The organism is Candidatus Binatus sp. (assembly GCF_030646925.1).
Taxonomy (GTDB): domain Bacteria; phylum Desulfobacterota; class Binatia; order Binatales; family Binataceae; genus Binatus.
Window position 1 is genome coordinate 89176 of the sequence record NZ_JAUSKL010000122.1, and the last position, 16816, is coordinate 105991.

At 61.1% G+C, this 16816-nt stretch carries 15 protein-coding genes; 10 read left to right on the forward strand and 5 right to left on the reverse strand.

The genetic code is table 11. The annotated features are described in order from the left end of the window. Window positions 1-151 precede the first annotated feature (151 nt). Both Q7S58_RS20820 and Q7S58_RS20825 read left to right on the forward strand, forming a co-directional pair. The gene (locus tag Q7S58_RS20820; RefSeq protein WP_304830594.1) at window positions 152-673 is read left to right on the forward strand and encodes a hypothetical protein; all 522 of its coding nucleotides are present in this window, start codon (window positions 152-154) and stop codon (window positions 671-673) included. 32 nt (window positions 674-705) lie between these two features. Then, complete coding sequence (locus tag Q7S58_RS20825) at window positions 706-1374, forward strand: hypothetical protein (RefSeq protein ID WP_304830596.1); 669 nt, start codon at window positions 706-708, stop codon at window positions 1372-1374. Window positions 1375-1447: 73 nt separating this feature from the next. Here the strand turns inward: Q7S58_RS20825 and Q7S58_RS20830 are convergent, their stop codons facing one another. Continuing rightward, window positions 1448-3214 carry a DUF885 domain-containing protein gene (locus tag Q7S58_RS20830; protein WP_304830598.1) on the reverse strand — a complete coding sequence of 589 codons (1767 nt, stop codon included), beginning with the start codon at window positions 3212-3214 and terminating at the stop codon, window positions 1448-1450. 65 nt (window positions 3215-3279) lie between these two features. On the opposite strand from Q7S58_RS20830, the gene Q7S58_RS20835 reads away from it, so the two are divergent. The 3 genes from Q7S58_RS20835 (at window position 3280) to Q7S58_RS20845 (ending at window position 6330) form a co-directional block, all read left to right on the forward strand. Further along, entirely contained in the window at window positions 3280-4062 is a 783-nt protein-coding gene (locus Q7S58_RS20835; RefSeq protein WP_304830600.1) for an RMD1 family protein, read from the forward strand. A 68-nt stretch (window positions 4063-4130) separates the two neighbouring features. Continuing rightward, window positions 4131-5213: a TIGR03617 family F420-dependent LLM class oxidoreductase gene (locus Q7S58_RS20840; protein ID WP_304830602.1), complete on the forward strand. Its 1083-nt coding sequence runs from the start codon at window positions 4131-4133 to the stop codon at window positions 5211-5213. A gap of 100 nt (window positions 5214-5313) precedes the next feature. Continuing rightward, complete coding sequence (locus Q7S58_RS20845; protein ID WP_304830603.1) at window positions 5314-6330, forward strand: class I SAM-dependent methyltransferase; 1017 nt, start codon at window positions 5314-5316, stop codon at window positions 6328-6330. 13 nt (window positions 6331-6343) lie between these two features. Here the strand turns inward: Q7S58_RS20845 and Q7S58_RS20850 are convergent, their stop codons facing one another. The 4 genes from Q7S58_RS20850 to Q7S58_RS20865 form a co-directional block, all read right to left on the reverse strand. Beyond that, the gene (locus Q7S58_RS20850; protein WP_304830605.1) at window positions 6344-6628 is read right to left on the reverse strand and encodes a 2Fe-2S iron-sulfur cluster-binding protein; all 285 of its coding nucleotides are present in this window, start codon (window positions 6626-6628) and stop codon (window positions 6344-6346) included. Window positions 6629-6698: 70 nt separating this feature from the next. Then, window positions 6699-7913, reverse strand: a complete 1215-nt coding sequence (locus Q7S58_RS20855; RefSeq protein ID WP_304830607.1) for an efflux RND transporter periplasmic adaptor subunit — start codon at window positions 7911-7913, stop codon at window positions 6699-6701. A 2-nt stretch (window positions 7914-7915) separates the two neighbouring features. Continuing rightward, on the reverse strand, window positions 7916-9079 hold the full coding sequence (locus Q7S58_RS20860; RefSeq protein WP_304830609.1) for an ABC transporter permease: 1164 nt from the start codon (window positions 9077-9079) through the stop codon (window positions 7916-7918). Next, window positions 9080-10222 (reverse strand): FtsX-like permease family protein, encoded by a 1143-nt coding sequence (locus Q7S58_RS20865; protein ID WP_304830611.1) that lies wholly within the window; start codon window positions 10220-10222, stop codon window positions 9080-9082. It abuts the gene before it with no gap. Window positions 10223-10680: 458 nt separating this feature from the next. Between Q7S58_RS20865 and rpsO the strand changes: the two genes are divergently transcribed. The 5 genes from rpsO to purB all read left to right on the forward strand — a co-directional run bounded on the left by rpsO (window position 10681) and on the right by purB (window position 16665). After that, the gene (gene rpsO, locus Q7S58_RS20870; protein WP_304830613.1) at window positions 10681-10950 is read left to right on the forward strand and encodes a 30S ribosomal protein S15; all 270 of its coding nucleotides are present in this window, start codon (window positions 10681-10683) and stop codon (window positions 10948-10950) included. Between the two features lie 153 nt (window positions 10951-11103). Then, the gene (pnp, locus tag Q7S58_RS20875; protein WP_304830615.1) at window positions 11104-13191 is read left to right on the forward strand and encodes a polyribonucleotide nucleotidyltransferase; all 2088 of its coding nucleotides are present in this window, start codon (window positions 11104-11106) and stop codon (window positions 13189-13191) included. A 5-nt stretch (window positions 13192-13196) separates the two neighbouring features. Beyond that, a complete protein-coding gene (locus Q7S58_RS20880; RefSeq protein ID WP_304830617.1) occupies window positions 13197-14459 on the forward strand; it encodes a pitrilysin family protein in 1263 nt (420 codons plus the stop codon). Window positions 14460-14614: 155 nt separating this feature from the next. Continuing rightward, window positions 14615-15058, forward strand: a complete 444-nt coding sequence (gene dut / locus Q7S58_RS20885) for a dUTP diphosphatase (protein WP_304830619.1) — start codon at window positions 14615-14617, stop codon at window positions 15056-15058. Between the two features lie 140 nt (window positions 15059-15198). Further along, the gene (gene purB, locus Q7S58_RS20890) at window positions 15199-16665 is read left to right on the forward strand and encodes an adenylosuccinate lyase (protein WP_304830621.1); all 1467 of its coding nucleotides are present in this window, start codon (window positions 15199-15201) and stop codon (window positions 16663-16665) included. Window positions 16666-16816 lie beyond the last annotated feature (151 nt).

Consider the following 16816-nt stretch of genomic DNA (forward strand, 5'->3'; position numbering starts at 1 on the left):
AACGTGGAACTGGCTGTTCCGGTTCCTCCGGCCGAAGGGTCGATACAAGGCGGCGTTGGCTCTACAGCTCAGGGGCGCGACGGCCAAGGCTTGCCGGGTTGCTTCCGGGTATTCGCTATTCTAGAATCGCGAATAGCGAATAGAACGCTCAATGAAGCGCATGACACTGAAGCCTCAAGATATTGTGGTCCTGTTGAAGCTCCTCAAGACCGGGGACAAGCGGCCCACCTATGCCCAATTGGCCGTTGATCTTTACATGAGCCCATCCGAGGTGCACGCTTCAATTCACCGCGCTCGCGCGGCGCGGCTGATTCACGGACCCGAACTTGGCAACCGCGTAAACGCTAAAGCGCTCGAGGAATTTATCGTCCATGGGATCAGGTACGCTTTTCCTCCCCAGAAAGGAGGCATGACTCGTGGCATTCCCACCGCTTCTGCGGCCGAGCCGCTTAATCGCAAAATGACGCAGGAAGAGCCCGTTCCGGTTTGGCCGTTCGAGCAAGGTTCCAGGCGCGGCTACGCGTTCCTGCCACTTTACAAAAGAGTTCCTCAAGCGGCGCTGAAGGACCCGGAACTTTACCAGCTTCTCGCGCTGGTCGACGCCCTGCGCGACGGGAGTGCGAGGGAGCGCGCACTGGCGAAACACGAACTCTCCGTTCGGCTCAAGAATTGAGCCTCCAATCGAATAGGCAACTTCTGGCCGCAATGGCGGCTAAGCTGAAGCCATTGCTGCCGGAGATCGTGTTCCTTGGTGGTTGCACGACCGGGCTCCTGATTACCGACCCCGGCGCCTCTCCGGTGCGAGCAACAGATGATGTCGATGTCATCGTGGAAGTTGCGTCCTACGCCGAGTATTCGCGCTTTTCGAAGAGACTTCGCAGCCTCGGCTTTTCCGAAGACTCGTCAGAAGGTGCTCCGATCTGCCGATGGCTGATCGACCACATGAAGCTCGATGTCATGCCGACCGACGAGCGAATCCTTGGCTTCTCGAACCGCTGGTACAAACCCGCAATCGAAACTGCCAACCTCATCCCGCTCGACGGATTCGAGCTAAGGGTTGTGACCGCTCCGTACTTTATAGCGACGAAGCTGGGAGCTTTTCGCGGCCGAGGTAAGGGAGATTTCTATGCGAGCAGCGACCTTGAAGACATCACAACGGTGCTCGATGGTCGCCCGACGGTTGTCGAGGAAGTCGCCGATTCCTCGGCGGCGCTCCGGCGCTACATCGGCAGAGAAATCGGCATGCTTGTCGATAACCCTGAATTCCTAAACGCCCTGCCCGGACATCTCGCCGGTGACCCGATCAGCCAGGCGCGAATTCCGATGATCCTTGGAATTCTGCGGTCACTCCACGGCGGCTTCAAGGCGCGCTGAAGCGAATTCAAAAAGTTCAATCATTGGTTGCGCGAGATATGCGTGAACCCAGGTAGCATGCTCGCGCCTGGCCTTAGAGCAACGGGCCGTCGGTACCGAGCATCGCGCGGCGAATCAATTTGATCGGGATCGCACCCTGCTTGAGAAAATCGTCGTGGAATTTGCCGAGGTCGAATGCCGCTCCTTGCTGGCGCCGCACGTCTTCGCGCAATTTCAAAATCATCAGCTTGCCAAGCTGATACCGCAGATAGCCCGGATCGTCGGTGCCGCGCAGCGCCTCGACCATCGCGTTGTGCGGCGTCTGATAGGCATTGGTCTCGAAAAACTTCGCGGCCTCGTCCACCGTCATCCCGCGCGTGTGCATCCGGATTCCCGCGAGGTAGCGGCACGCGCGCATCAGCGCCATCTGCAATTGCGCGAGCCGATATTTCGGGTCGCCGCGATGCAGCCCTTCGTCGAGCATCATCTGCTCGCAGTATAGCGCCCATCCTTCGGCGTTCGCGCCCGAATGATAAATCCGCCTTACCTGATCCGGCAGCAGCCGGTTGTTCAAGAACTGCACGTAGTGGCCGGGATAAACCTCGTGCACCGACGTATCTGAAATCGCGGGGCGCGCATAGAACGCGAGCAGTTGCGCCTTCTTCTCCGCGCTCCACGACGGCTCCGGCAACGTGACATAGAAAAAAGCTTCGGTGGATTTTTCGAACGGCCCCGGCGTGTCCATCGAGGCGAACGTAGTCGCGCGCATGTACGGTGGTGTTTCACGAACCAGCGGCAACACGTCGGAGGGAATCGCCGCGAGATGATGCTCGAGCACGTAGCGGCGAAGATCTTCGAGCCCAGATGCGACCGCGGGCAGGACTTCCGCGCTATCAGGATGCTCGCGAGCCAGCGCCTTCATCACGTCGGCGGGCGCGCGGCCCGGCTCGATCGCGGCGGCCGTCTTGACGAACTCGGCTTGCAGGCGCGCGAGTTCATTCACGCCAACTGTCTCGAGTTGCTCGAGCGGCAAATCGACCATGTCGGCGTCCGCGAGCATCCGGCGGTACGCGTCAGCGCCGATCGCGTATTTGCCCGAAGCGTGCGGCGTCAGATCGTGCTCGAGCCATCGCGAGTAGTCTTCGATCGCCGCGATCAGATTTGCGTTCGCGCGGGCGAAGTTCGACTTGTCTGGACCGTCTGGCAATTTCGCGAATGCGAGCGGCACGTCGCTCCGAAAAAATGCGATCGTCGCCGCCATCTGCTGCAGCGTGATCTCGATCGCGACCTTCGGCGTCGCAGTCGGCTTCAGATTGATTCGCGCCGCTTCGAGATTTTTGAGCGCGGCGATTTCGCGCGCCGCCACCGAATGCATCCTCGATGGCAGCGGCGCAAAGTCGCGCTTTATCAGCGCGTTGATCGCCGACGTTGGAAGATAACCGCCCGGATCGCGCTCATAGGTGCGAATTTGCTCGTTCCACAGCAGTTCTCCATCCAGATGAGCGAGCAGCCATTCGCGATCGGCCTCGTCCGCCGCAGCCAGCGCGTGCGGATCGTCGCCGCCGAAAATCCTGATCCACTCGTGTGCGTGATCGATTACGGCGGTTGCGCCCGCCCTGGACAAATCGTTAACGCGATCGTCGAAGCGATGATCGCCAAGCGCCGTCGCGCGCTCCGGATAAAGCCGCAGTTCAGCTTCGATGAACTCCGCAGTCTCTTGATGGAAGCGAGCGGCGGAGTTCGATACCGCCGAGTCGGCGCTCGATCGCGAAGAACTAGACGCGAGCAGAACGATGCAGGCAATCAGGCCCGCGCAGCAAGCGGTGGCGGCTCGGATGTGAACCGCTTTCAATCGATTCATGGGGCTGAGACTATTGCCCGATAGCTGGTTGACTGTCGAGAGATGGCGCATCGGATCGTCGCAATATGCCTGACCGGATTCATCAATTCTACGCGGTCGCGTTCGAGGAAAATTTTTCACTGCGCCAGATCGCGCCCGCATTTCCAGAGGCGAGGATCACGCCGCTTGAACTGTACCTGCCGCTGGAGGCCGACGGCGGCTTGTACATATTTCCGTTCGGCGCGGTAGTCACCCACGATGTCAGCGCCGAGAATCGCGAACCAATTTTCAAGCGCCTCGGCAACGTATTGCCGAAGCTTACAAAGCAAATCATCCGCGAGCATTACTCCGTGCTCGAAGATCCGGCCGCGCCGATCGGAATTTTCGACGGGATGCTGCGCGTCGATCGCCTCACGCCGGCCCGCTCCGGCGTAGTCGCGTTGACCGTCGCGCAGAGCGCCGCGATGGAATACTACGAGCACATCGTCGACGATCTGTTGGATCGCACCGGCAAACTGGTGCAGCGGCTCGAATCGCACGGCACAGTGCAGTTTCGCGTCAAGCCGTTGCATCGATTTATCGGCGAATCGATTTCGACCCGCACCGAGGTGCTCTCGATTCTCCATCTGCTCGACAAGCCCGCCGCGACCTGGGACGACCCCGCGATGGATCGCATCTACGACGATCTCCGCGACGAGTTCGATCTCGTCGATCGCTACGCCGCGCTGGCCAGCAAGCTGCAGAGCATCCAGGATTCGCTGGTGCTGGTGCTCGACGTCGCGCGCGAGCGCCGCCTGATTCTGCTCGAGGTCGTGGTCGTGCTGCTGATTCTGCTCGAAGTCCTTCTGAGCTTCGCCCACTTCGCTTGAGAGTTCTGCTGCCGCTGCCCCGGCCGAATGACTTGACAGCATCGAGCTGCTGACGCGATAAACGCCCCATGGCACAAATCAAAGTTGAACGCGGCCTTCATCACGGAGTTCCATACGCGCCGGACATGCAGGAGGGCGGCAAACGCCCCGAGCCGACTTGGAGCACGCTGCGCGATCAGGTGCGCGAGGCCGATTCGCTCGGCTACGACACGGTGCTTGCGGTCGAAACTCAGCACGATCCATATCTCGATCTCGCGATCGCGGCGCAGGAGCCATCGAAGATCGAACTCGCCACGGGCATCGCGCTCTGCTTCACCAAGAGCCCGGTGGCGACCGCCTACACTGCGTGGGATATCCAGCGCATGAGCGGCGGGCGCCTGGTGCTCGGTATCGGCTCGCAGGTCAAAGGCCACGTGACGCGCCGCTTCGGGATGCCGTGGTCGAAGCCCGCGCAGCGGATGAAGGATTACGTCAACGCGATGCGCGCGTGCTGGGAGACGTGGCAGACCGGCGAGCCGCTGGATTTTCGCAGCGAGCATTACAATCTCTCGCTGATGACGCCGAATTTTTCGCCGCCGCCGCAGGCTCATCCGCATATTCCGGTGCTGATCGCGGCGGTGCAGGAGCGGATGCTCCAGGTCGCGGGCGAAGTCTGCGACGGCGTGCGATTGCATGGAATCGTCACGCGCAAATATCTCGATCAGATCGCATTTCCAAATTTGAAAAAGGGCTTCGACAAATCCGGACGGCCCGCCTCGGAGTGGGACAATTTCCAGATCGGCGGCGGCGGATTTCTCTGCGCCGCGAAGGATCAGGATTCGCTCGCGCGCGCCGTCAACTCGATGAAATCGACGATCGCGTTCTACGGCTCGACGCGCTCATACCGCTCCAGCTTCGAGATCGACGGATGGGGCGACACCGCCGATCAGTTGCACAAGATGTCCGTGCAACAGAAGTGGCCTGAGATGTCCAAGCTCGTCACCGAAGAGATGGTGCACGCCTTCGCGGCCGTCGGCACCTACGATCAAATCGCGAGCGTCATCAAGAAACGCTTTGCCGGCGCCAACCGCCTGTCGTTCGACATGTCGATCAAGAACGATCACGATCGCGGCGTGCTGAAGGAGATCGTGCAGGATCTGCACCGTCCGTGATCGATCCGTCTGCAGCAGTGTAACGTCGCACTGATCCAACGTGTGAGCGATGCTTGGCCGAAGATTGCGCCGGCGCTAATCTGCGCGCGAGGTAGTTGCGATGGCATCGAAGCGCGACGGCAAGGCGGCGTCATTTGTGCGGCTCGCGTCGGATATCTGGGCGTTCCAGACCACGGCGGTATTGGCCGCGGCGCTGGAACTCGACGTCTTCAGCGCGATCGGATCGGGCAAGCGCACCTCCGTTGAGATTGCGTCCGCCACCAATTCACAGGTGCGCGGGATGGAACGCCTGCTCGATACGCTCACATCGCTCAAGTACCTCAAGAAAACCCACAATCGCTACGGACTCGAGCCGATTGCAGCGACGTTCCTCGTGCGCGAAAGTCCGATGTACATGGAAGGAGCGTCGCAGGTTATACGCGGCATGACGATGCTCTGGTCAACGCTCGCCGACGCGGTCAAGGCGGGTGCCAGCCTCGCCGGTCCGGTTTCAGAAGATCAGGCGCGCGCGTTTTTTCCGATCCTCGTCAAACAGATCTTTCCGATGAACTACACCGCGAGCCAGTCCGCGATCCGCAAGATGCCCAAGGCGCGGCTCTCGCGAATCCAGCGGATTCTCGATATCGGCGGCGGCGCCGCAGCGTGGTCGATTCCGTTTGCGGAGAATCTGCGCAAGGCGCGCGCCACTCTGATCGATTATCCCGAGATGACCGCGATTGCGCGCGAATACGCGGCGCGGTTCAAGGTTGGCGATCGGTTCGATTTTCTCGAGGGGAATTTTTTCGAGATCGATTGGGGCAGCGAGCAATTCGACCTCGCCATCCTGGGCCACATCGTTCACGGCGAAGGAGTCGAGCGCGCCAAACAATTGATGCGCCGCGCCTGCATCGCGCTGAAACCCGGCGGCATCCTCCTCATCGCCGATTTTATCCCCAACGAAAATCGCACCGGCCCCGCACTCGCGCTGATGTTCGGCCTGAATATGTTCGTCGCGACGCCCGAGGGCGGCGTTTACACGATGGGCGAATATCGCGCGTGGCTCAAGGAGGCGGGCTTCAAGCGCGTGACCACGGTCGCCGCCAACGCGCCTTCGCCGCTGATCCTCGCGCACAAATAGTCGATCGCAATCTCTACGGCGCTTCGCCGATATCGGCGAGCTCGAGATCGGACGCCGCGTAGGTCGAGCACATCAGGATGTACCCGCGCTCGCGCTCGTCATCCATCAGGCCGAACAAATCTTCGCCGGGCATCCTGACCTCGCCGCGAGCCACGCGCGCGACGCAAGTGCCGCACATTCCGCGCCGGCATCCGTAAGGGAAATCGAGGCCGGCGTTTTCCGCCGCTTCGAGGATCGTCTCGCCGCGGTGCGCTTCGAACGTGACGCCGCTTGAGCCGATCGTGATGCGATAGGCCATCGTCCGAGGATTCTGTAGCGGGATTCGCCGACATACAAATTGTATTGCAGTACGGCGTCGGCGCGGCGTTTTACGATGATGCGGGCGTGACGGCCTCGCCGTTGCGCAATTGCGCGGGCGGTACCACGATCACCATCTCGCCGCCGTTCAGCCCCTGCTTCACTTCGACGCCTTCCTGGTACTCGCGTCCGAGCGTCACCGGAATTGAATGCGCGATACCGTCGCGGATCACCCACACCGAATTCGAATTGCCCTCGGTCACGATCGCCTTTTTCGGCGCCAGCACAGTCGGCGCAGTTTCGACCTTGGTGGTTGGAGCACTCGAGAGGAAGGTGACCTTCGCGCTCATCTCGGGTTTGATTATTTTCAAATCCGGCTGCAGGATTCGCACCTCGATTTTCACCGTGCCTTTTTGCCGATCGGCCTGCGGATAAATCTTCACGACTTTGCCGGCGAACGGATTATCGGGATAAGCGTCCGGGATCACCGTGGCCGGCGCGCCCATCACGACCTTCGAGATGTCGCTTTCGTTGATATCGACTTCGCAGCGCAAATCGCTCAAATCCGCCAGTTGCGCGATATCCGTCGTGCCGCCGCCGGCCTGGATCGTCCCGCCAAAATTGATCGTGTCGCCTACCTCGCGATACTTCCGCAGCACCACGCCATTGATCGGCGACCTGATCACGGTCTGGCTGACGTTGAATTTCGCATAATCGATCGCGCCGTCAGCGCGCTTCAGCGCGGCCTCGGCTACCGACAACTGATTCTCCGCGTCGTCGAGCGCGTCCTTCGACTGGACGCCTTCCTTGTATAGCTCGCGCACCCTCTTCGCTCGCTGGTGCTTGAGCTTCACGTTTGCCATCGCCAAATCGCGATCCGCGTATGCCTGCCGCAGTTGCGCCTGGTAGTCGCGATCGTCGATCCGCGCGAGCAGGTCGCCGCGTTTTACCTTCTGGCCCTCTTCGATCGGCTCCGCGATGATCTGGCCGAGAATCTTGGTGCCGATCACGGTGTACTTGTGCTCGGTGATGATGTAGCCGCTGCCGGTGAGCAGCGTGCCGGCTTGCCCCGCCTGCTTCATCGTGACGATCGCGGTCTGCACTTCGATCGGACGGCCGAGCGTGCGCTGATAGATCAGGTATCCCGCCGCGCCGATCACGGCGAGCACCACCAGCGCAATCGCGGCGGGCAGCAATCTTCCCGGCCGTTTCGCTTCCGGCGCGCGGGCAATCCGGAGCGATTCAAGCTCGCGAATATTCGGTCCGCGGGGAGATTCGGCCGACACGATTACACGCTCCTGAGCGCATCGACGACGGGCATCTTCATCGCCTGGCGCGCGGGCAGCCATCCGCCGACCACGCCCATCACCGCGGCGAAGCAGAGCGCCTCGAGCACGATTGCGAAGGTGACCCGGAAACTGAAAGCCAGGGTCGAGAAGGTAACGAAATTGCCAAACGTGGTCGAGAGCCCATTGATCGGCATCGCCAGCACGATTCCGATCGCGCCCGAAGCCACCGCCAGCACCAGCGATTCGAGCAGGAACGACGCCATCACCGCGGTCGGCGCGAAGCCGAGCGCGCGCAAAGTACCGATTTCCGTGGTGCGCGCCGACACCGACGCGTACATCGTGTTCATCGCGCCGAAGATCGCGCCGACCGCCATGATCACCGCGACGATCATTCCGAGCACTCGCATCTGGTTCGCCACCACCGCCTGATCGCGATAGTAGTCAGTCTCGGTCTGGGCCTGCAGATTGATTCGCGGATCGTCGGCCAGGCGGCGAATCAGCGCTTCCGCGTCTGCGCCGGGCGCGAGTTTGAGGCGCACCGCCGCGTAGTATTTTCCGCGCTGCGCGTCGTCCTGCACATTATGAATGTCGGCCCAAATCTCCGATTCGTATGAACCGCCGTCGGCCGCGATTATTCCCACCACCTTCCACTTGCCGCGCCCGAAGTGCACCGTCGAGCCCAGCGAAACGTCCTTGTAATGCCCGAGCAGGCCCTTGCCGACTACTACTTCGTTCATCGAGGGCGTGAACATCCGGCCTTCGACAATACGCACTTTGTCGTGCACCTTGAGCGCGATCGGCAGCACGCCGCGCACCACGATATTGTCGCGGCCGCCGCCGATTCGATCCATCAGCGCCTGCACCGGCAGTTCGGGCGAAATGTCAACGTCGCCGTTCGCTTCGCGCCGAATCTGCGGCAGGAATTTGAGCGCGTCGAATTGATCGAGCTGAAAGCCCGACACGGTTTCCGTGGTCGCGCCCTTGCGCAGCACGATCAGATTGTCGGCCGAGCCGGTATCCGCGATCGCGGAGTTGAGGCCCGCGACCAGCGCCATCACGATCACGAACACCGCGACCACCAGCGCGATCCCGCCCGCCGTCATCGCGGTCGAGATCCGCCGCACCAGCAGGCTCCTGATGTTGTACTTGAGCGGAATCGCCATCTACGCGACCGTCCGGAGCGCATCGACGATATTGCGCCGCGCCGCCGACATCGCCGGCCCGAGGGCGCTGAAAACTCCGATCAGCGCCGATGCGATCAGGGTCTCACCCAGCACCAGCGGCGGCATCCTGATCGAGCTCAGCGGACCCACGCCGCCGGTGCCGATCGCGAACAGCTTGAGCACGATAAACGCCGAACCGCATCCAAGCAGTCCGCCGAGCAGCCCGATTATCAGCGACTCGGACAGCAGCAGCGACAGGATCGTGCGCGAGGTGAACCCGATCGAGCGCATCACGGCGATTTCGCCGCGCCGCTCGCGAATCGACATCGCGGCGGTGTTGGCCGCCACTAGCCCGATCGTCAGCACCACGATAAAACCGAGAATCTCCGCCATTCTGAAGAACGTGCGATAGGTCTGCATGAAGTTGCCGATGAACGCGGACTCCGACTCCGACAGCGTTTCAGCCGACGAGTTGGCGAAGCCTTCGTCGATCGCCGCGATCACTTGCGGCACGTGCTCGGACTTGTCGGCCTTCACCCAGATCAGGCTCACGAAACCCGGTCGGCCGGCAGCTTCCTCGAGGTAGTCGCGCCGAAAAATCAGGAAGGAGGGCGGCGCCTTGCCCCCCAGCACTCCGACGATCTGCAGCGTCAGGTTGAAGTTGTAGATCGAGCCCTTCAACTGGATCTGCTGGCCAACGTGCAGATGAAAGCGCTTCATCGTGTCGGCGCCGACCACGCATGCGGTTCTTATTTTTTTGAATTGCTCGATCGCCTCGGGCGTCAATCCCCAATCGGTATAGACCTTCTCGATCTGGTCGTGATCGACTGCAAAGTTCGGAAACTGATCGTATAGCTCGTGATACACCCCGCCGAACCAGCTCTGCGTGATCGCCGCCTCGACGTGCGGGATCGCCAAAATTCGCTGCCGGTACGCGACCGGAATCGAATACGCCATGCCGGCGCGATTGTGCGTCGCGATTCGCGTCGAGGCGGCGGTGGCGCCCAGAATTTGATTCGCGACGGTCGGGATACTCACCAGCGCCGAAAAAATGAACAGCGAAACTGCGATCGACAGCACAGTCAAAATCGTTCGCCGCTTGCTGCGAAACAGATTCTTCAAAATCAGTACAGCGTACTTCATGCTCGCGCAGACTCCGTCAAGATCGTTCGCCTAACTCGCAGTTCCTTCGCGATGAAGCGTCACCGGGCCGCCGCCAGTGTGGCAGGTTCGCGATTCACTTTCGATCCGCCATTGTTGTATGTCGAATCCGGTAGCACGGAGCAAGGCATCGAATACCCTGCACGTGGTATTCACAATGCCTGGAGGCCGCAGTAAACGGCCTGCATCGGCGGCCTGAGCGGAGGCTGCCTGCGTTCCGTGTCATCCCGACGGCGCCTTGCGACGAGGCGTGAAACCCGCATCCGGGATTTCTCGCTGCGCTCGAAATGACACGGAGCGGCACCAAGCACATCCGTCATCTTGAGCGGAGGCCGGGGAGTGTCCTAATCACCCGCGCTGCGGGCTAGCTTTACACGGGTTCACGCCTCTGATATTTTGGGCGGCTAAGATAAAGGAAAAAGGGAAAGTAAGAACTCCTGATGCCTCTTCCGCTCTCCCGTAAACGGGAAATCATTCAAACCAACGCTCGAACCACCAATGACAGTGGCTCGCCTGAAGTTCAGGTGGCGCTACTCTCGGGCCGGATCGAACAGTTGACCGGTCATCTCGGGACGCACAAGAAAGACCATCATTCGCGTCGCGGGTTGCTCCGGCTGGTCGGCAAACGCCGACGGTTGCTTGACTACCTGAAGTCACGCGATTTTTCGCGCTACAAAGGGTTGATCGAGAAGCTCGGCATCCGGAGATAGGCCGCACACATATTGCCGCGCCGCCCGCAACATTTCGGGTCAGCGCGGGCCTTGGCCGACCGGCCGGTCGTGTTCAAGGCGCGTCCCCTGCGGCGCCTCGCGGAAACTCCGCCATCGTCACGCGGCCTCAGTCCTCCCTCAGGTGTCAGTTCAATGTATCGAAAACTGGAGATCGATTTTGCCGGGCGCAAGCTCTCGCTCGAAACGGGCCGTCTCGCGCGGCAGGCGCATGGCGCGGTGCTCGCGCAATACGGCGATACCGTGGTGCTCGCTACGGTGGTGTCGGCTTACGAAGGCCGCGCCAACGTGGATTTTCTGCCGTTGACGGTTGATTACGTCGAGAAGACGTTCGCCGCCGGTAAAATTCCCGGCGGATTTTTCAAGCGCGAGGGGCGTCCCTCCGAAAAGGAGATTCTGACCTCGCGCCTCATCGACCGCGCGATGCGCCCGCTGTTCCCCAAGGGCTACGATAAGGAAACGCAACTGGTCGTGACCGTGCTCTCGGTCGATCGCGAGAACGATCCTGACATGCTCTCGCTGATCGCGGCGTCGGCGGCGCTCGAAATTTCGGATATCCCGCACGGCGGACCGGTCGCGAGCGTCAGGATGGGCCGCGTCGGCGGCCAGATCATCGTCAATCCGGGCTACGGTGACCTCGAGGCGAGCGACGTCTCGCTGGTGGTCGCGGCGAATCCCGACTCGATCATGATGCTCGAGGGCGGCGCCGCGATCGTCGATGAAGAGACGATCCTCGAGGCGCTGTTCACGGCGCATGAGGAGATGCAGCCGGTGTTTGCGATGCAGCGCGAACTGCGCAATCTGGCCGGCAAGCCCAAGCGCGAATTCGCGGTGAAGACGCGCGATCCGAAACTGCTCGAGGCGGTCAAGTCGAGTATCGGCGACAGTATCGAGAAAGCGCTCGCAATCAAGAGCAAAAAGGAACGCGGCGCGGCGGTTTACGCGGTGTCGGACAACACGGTCGCGGCGCTGGCGGACAAGTTCCCCGGCCGCGAGAAGGAAATCGCCGACGCATGCGACCACCTGGTGCGGACAGTGGTGCGCGCCGAGATTCTCGACAATGACAGGCGGATCGACGATCGCAAATCCAACGAGCTCCGGCAGCTAAGCTGCGAGGTCAGCGTGCTGCCGCGAACGCACGGCTCCGCATTGTTCACCCGCGGCGAGACGCAGGCGCTGGCGACCGTCACGCTCGGCACGTCGTCGGATGAGCAGAAGATCGACGCGTTGCTCGGTGAGCGCTACAAGAAATTCATGCTGCACTACAACTTCCCGCCATTCTCGACCGGCGAAGTGAAGTTTCTGCGCGGACCGGGACGCCGCGAGATCGGGCATGGCGCGCTCGCCGAACGCGCGATCGCACCGGTGCTGCCCGACGAAGAGAGCTTTCCATACACGATTCGCGTGGTGTCCGAGGTGCTCGAGTCCAACGGCAGCTCCTCGATGGCGACGGTATGCGGCGGCAGCCTGGCGCTGATGGACGCCGGCGTGCCGATCAAGTCGGCGGTCGCGGGAATCGCGATGGGGCTCGTCAAGGAAGGCGACAAGGTCCGCGTGCTGACCGACATCCTGGGCGACGAAGATCATCTCGGCGACATGGATTTCAAGGTGGCCGGCACCACGCAGGGCGTCACCGCGATCCAGATGGACAACAAGGCCGGCGGCGTTTCGAAGGAAATCATGCGCCAGGCGCTGCATCAGGCGCGCGACGCCCGGCTGTTCATCCTCGGCGTGATGGAAAAAGGAATCGAGGGCGCGCGCAAGGACGTATCGCAATACGCGCCCAGAATCGTGACGCTGCATATCAAGCCCGACAAGATTCGCGAAGTGATCGGACCGGGCGGCAAAGTAATTCGCGGACTGGTCGAAGAGACCGGCTGCAAAATCGATATCGAGGACGACGGCACGGTGCTGATTGCGTCGTCGGATAGCGCCGCGATGGAAAAAGCCATCAGCATGATCCAGGCGATTACCGCCGAGCCGGAGATTGGCAAGGTGTATCGCGGCAAGGTGCGCAAAATAGTCGAGTTCGGCGCGTTCGTCGAGATCATGCCGGGTACCGACGGCTTGCTGCACATCTCGCAAATCTCGAGCGAACGAATCCGCCGCGTCGAAGACGTCCTGCACGAAGGCGACGAGATCAACGTGAAAGTGCTCGACGTCGATCGCAGCGGAAAAATACGGCTCTCGATGCGCGAAGCGGAGCAGGAAAAAGGCAAATAAGTCGCATGATTCAAAAAACCGTCCTCGGCAACGGCGTCAGGGTTCTGACCGAGGCGATGCCGCAAGTCGTGTCGTCGTCGATCGGAATCTGGGTCGAGAACGGTTCGCGTTACGAGGACCCGCATGAGAACGGGACTTCGCATTTCATCGAGCATCTGCTGTTCAAGGGCACCAAGACTCGCACCGCGGCGCAAATCGCCGAGGCGTTCGATTCCGTCGGCGGCGTGCTGAACGCCTTCACCGGCAAGGAATACACCTGCTATTACGCCAAGGTGCTGGGCAAGGACCTCGAGATGGCGACCGACGTGCTGGCCGATATTTTTCTCGAGTCCACCTTCGCGTCGGATGAAATCGATCGCGAGCGGCAGGTCGTGCTGCAGGAAATCTCGCAGGCCGAGGACACGCCCGACGATTTTATCCACGATTTGTTCACCGAGAATTTCTGGCGCGGGCATCCGCTGGCGCTGCCGATTTTCGGCTCGGTCGAAACCGTGAACCGGATCAATCGCGAACTGCTGACGTCGTTCATGGCGGCGCGCTACCGATCGGGCCGGGTCTTTATTGCGGCGGCGGGGCAACTCGAGCATGAGCGGCTGACGGCGAAATTCGCGGGGCTGTTCGGCGGAATCGCCGGCGACGGCAAAGTCGAGAAAATCGCGCCGCCGACCGATCGTCCGATCGTGCTGAATCATCAGAAGGATCTCGAGCAGGCGCATATCTGTATCGGCGGCCCCGGAATCAGCCAGACCCATCAATTGCGCTACGCGGCATACGTGATGAACACGGCGCTCGGCGGCGGGATGTCGTCGCGGCTGTTCCAGGAAGTGCGCGAAAAGCGCGGCCGCGTTTACAGTATCTACTCGTTCATCTCGTCGTTCATCGACAGCGGCTACTTCGGCGTTTACGCGGGCACCAATCCGGAATGGGTCGATGAAGTCCTCGAGGTCACGGTGGCTGAGCTGAAAAAAATCGAGAGCGACGGGCTCAAGCCGGCCGAGTTGGCGCGCGCGAAGAGCCAGTTGCACGGCAACATGCTGCTTGGGATGGAATCGACCGACAGCAGGATGAATCGCCTCGCGCGCAACGAGATTTACTTTCGGCGCGACGTCTCGCTCGAGGAACTGTCGGCGGGAATCGAGGCGGTGACCAACGACAACATCGTGGAGCTGGCTTCTTCGTGGTTTCGTCCTGAAAAACTCGCGATGGTGCTGCTCGGCGACCTCAAGGGCCGCGAGCTGACCAGCGACGTATTCGCCCCGCTGGCCTGAGCGGGTTGGACGCTCAATCGCGGGGCCCGCACGGTCTCTCCCCACAGGCTAAAGCCTGTGCCACCTTCGCCGCCGCTCGATTAAGTTAAGCCTGTGCGATATTCGCCGCGATGAATGTTGCGCTACGCACTCGATTCGCGGTATCGCGTACGGCGATGAATCCGACCCTGAAGATCGCGCGAGTGCGGAAAAGTTCGCTGCCGCTTCCCGCATATCAAAGCGAGCACGCCGCCGGAATCGACCTGATGGCGGATATCGACGCCCCGTGGAACATGGCGCCGGGCGAGCGCCGCGCGCTGCCGACCGGTATCGCGGTCGAGATTCCCGTCGGATACGAAGGGCAGGTGCGTCCACGCAGCGGGCGCGCGCTGAAGGAAGGCCTCGGAGTCATCAATTCGCCCGGCACGATCGATGCTGACTATCGCGGCGAAGTTAAAGTATTACTTGTAAATTTGGGACAGCTCCCGATCCGCATCATGCCCGGCGACCGGATCGCGCAACTGGTGATCGCGCCCGTCGTGCGCGCCGAGATCGTCGAGGTCGAGGAACTCGCGCCGACCACCCGCGGCCCCGGCGGCTTCGGTCATACCGGACGCTAGCGGGGCGGGCACGTTGTTGCCGCCACACAGGCTAAAGCCTGTGCCACATGAAAACGCTACTCGATTGCGAGCTTCAAACCGCATAATTTAATCGCATCAGTATCGCAGTTGCCCGTGATGCTTGGCGAATCGGAGAAGCGGTGAAAGATCGACCAATCGAAACCGACGCCGCCGGAACAGATACGGCGTTGATGGCCGTAACGCCAATCGACGGGCGTTATCGCGCGCGCACGCGCCATCTCGAAAACTACTTCAGTGAATTTGCGCTGATCCGCTATCGGGTCCGCGTCGAGATCGAGTGGTACCTGTCGCTCGCGGAAAATCCGGCGATCGATGCGATCGCGAAGCTCGATTCCTTGACCGTGCAAAAGCTGCGTCGAATCTACGAGCAATTCACGCTCGGAGACGCGCGCCGCGTCAAGGAACTCGAAGCGACGACCAATCACGACGTCAAGGCGGTCGAGTATTTTCTCAAGGAACGGATCGCCGAAATCGCTCGCGAGCATGGCGCGGCGCTGCCGGTCGAGATGGTGCATTTCGCGTGCACCTCGGAAGACATCAACAATCTCGCGTACGCGCTGATACTGAAAGAGTTTGTCGAAAATGAACTGACGCCGGCGATCGAAAAAGCGGTCGCGCCGATCACCGCGCTGGCTCATCGATATAAATCGACGCCCATGCTCGCGCGAACGCACGGGCAGGAAGCCTCGCCGACCACGGTCGGCAAGGAGATGGCGATTTTCGCGGCGCGGATCGCGCGGCAATTGAAGCATCTTCACGGGCAGGAATTTCTCGGCAAGCTGAACGGCGCAGTCGGCAACTTCAACGCGCATCGATTTGCGTATCCCGAGGTGGACTGGATCGCGCATTCCCAAAAATTCGTCGCGGGACTGAGGCTCGTCTGGAATCCGCTAACGACGCAAATCGAGAGTCACGATTTTATCGCCGAGTTATTCGCGATCGTCGCGCGCATCGACACGATCCTGCTCGGCTTCTGCCGCGACATGTGGAGTTACATCTCGATCGGCTACTTCGCGCAGAAGACGCTGGCGGGCGAGACCGGTTCGTCGGTGATGCCGCACAAAGTCAATCCAATCGACTTCGAGAACTGCGAGGGGAACCTCGGAATCGCGAACTCGCTGCTCGAGCATCTGGCCGGCAAGCTGCCGATCTCCAGGTGGCAGCGCGATTTAACCGACAGCACCGCGATTCGCGCGATGGGCACGGCGTTTGCCCACGTCGTGGTCGCGCTGGTCTCGCTCGAGCGGGGACTCGCGCGCGTCGAAGTCGACGAGCATCGAATTGCCGAGGATCTCGACGCCGAGCAGGCGTGGGAAGTCGTCGCGGAGGCGATACAAACCCTGATGCGCCGCTACGGGATGCCGCGTCCGTACGAGACATTGAAGGAACTGACGCGCGGGCGGCGAATCGATCGCAAGGTGATCGCCGAGTTCATCGCGTCGTTGCCACTCGACGAGAAGGCCAAGGCGGCGCTCGGTGAGCTGAATCCGCGCAACTACATCGGCCTGGCTGCGGAGCTGGTCGAAAGGTTCGCGCCCGCTGCTCACGAAGTGGGCGCATCGGCGCGGAAAGCATCACGCAAATGAGATTGTCCACATCGGCGCGATTGTAATGTTTATAATCGCGAAAATTTTGTGGATAAGCATCGCGCGCCTTTGTGCTCCTTGCGGCGCGCCCCGCGTATCGTAGTTAAGTTATAATATTCCGAACTCGTTAGTTCCGAGGAAATACCGGTGG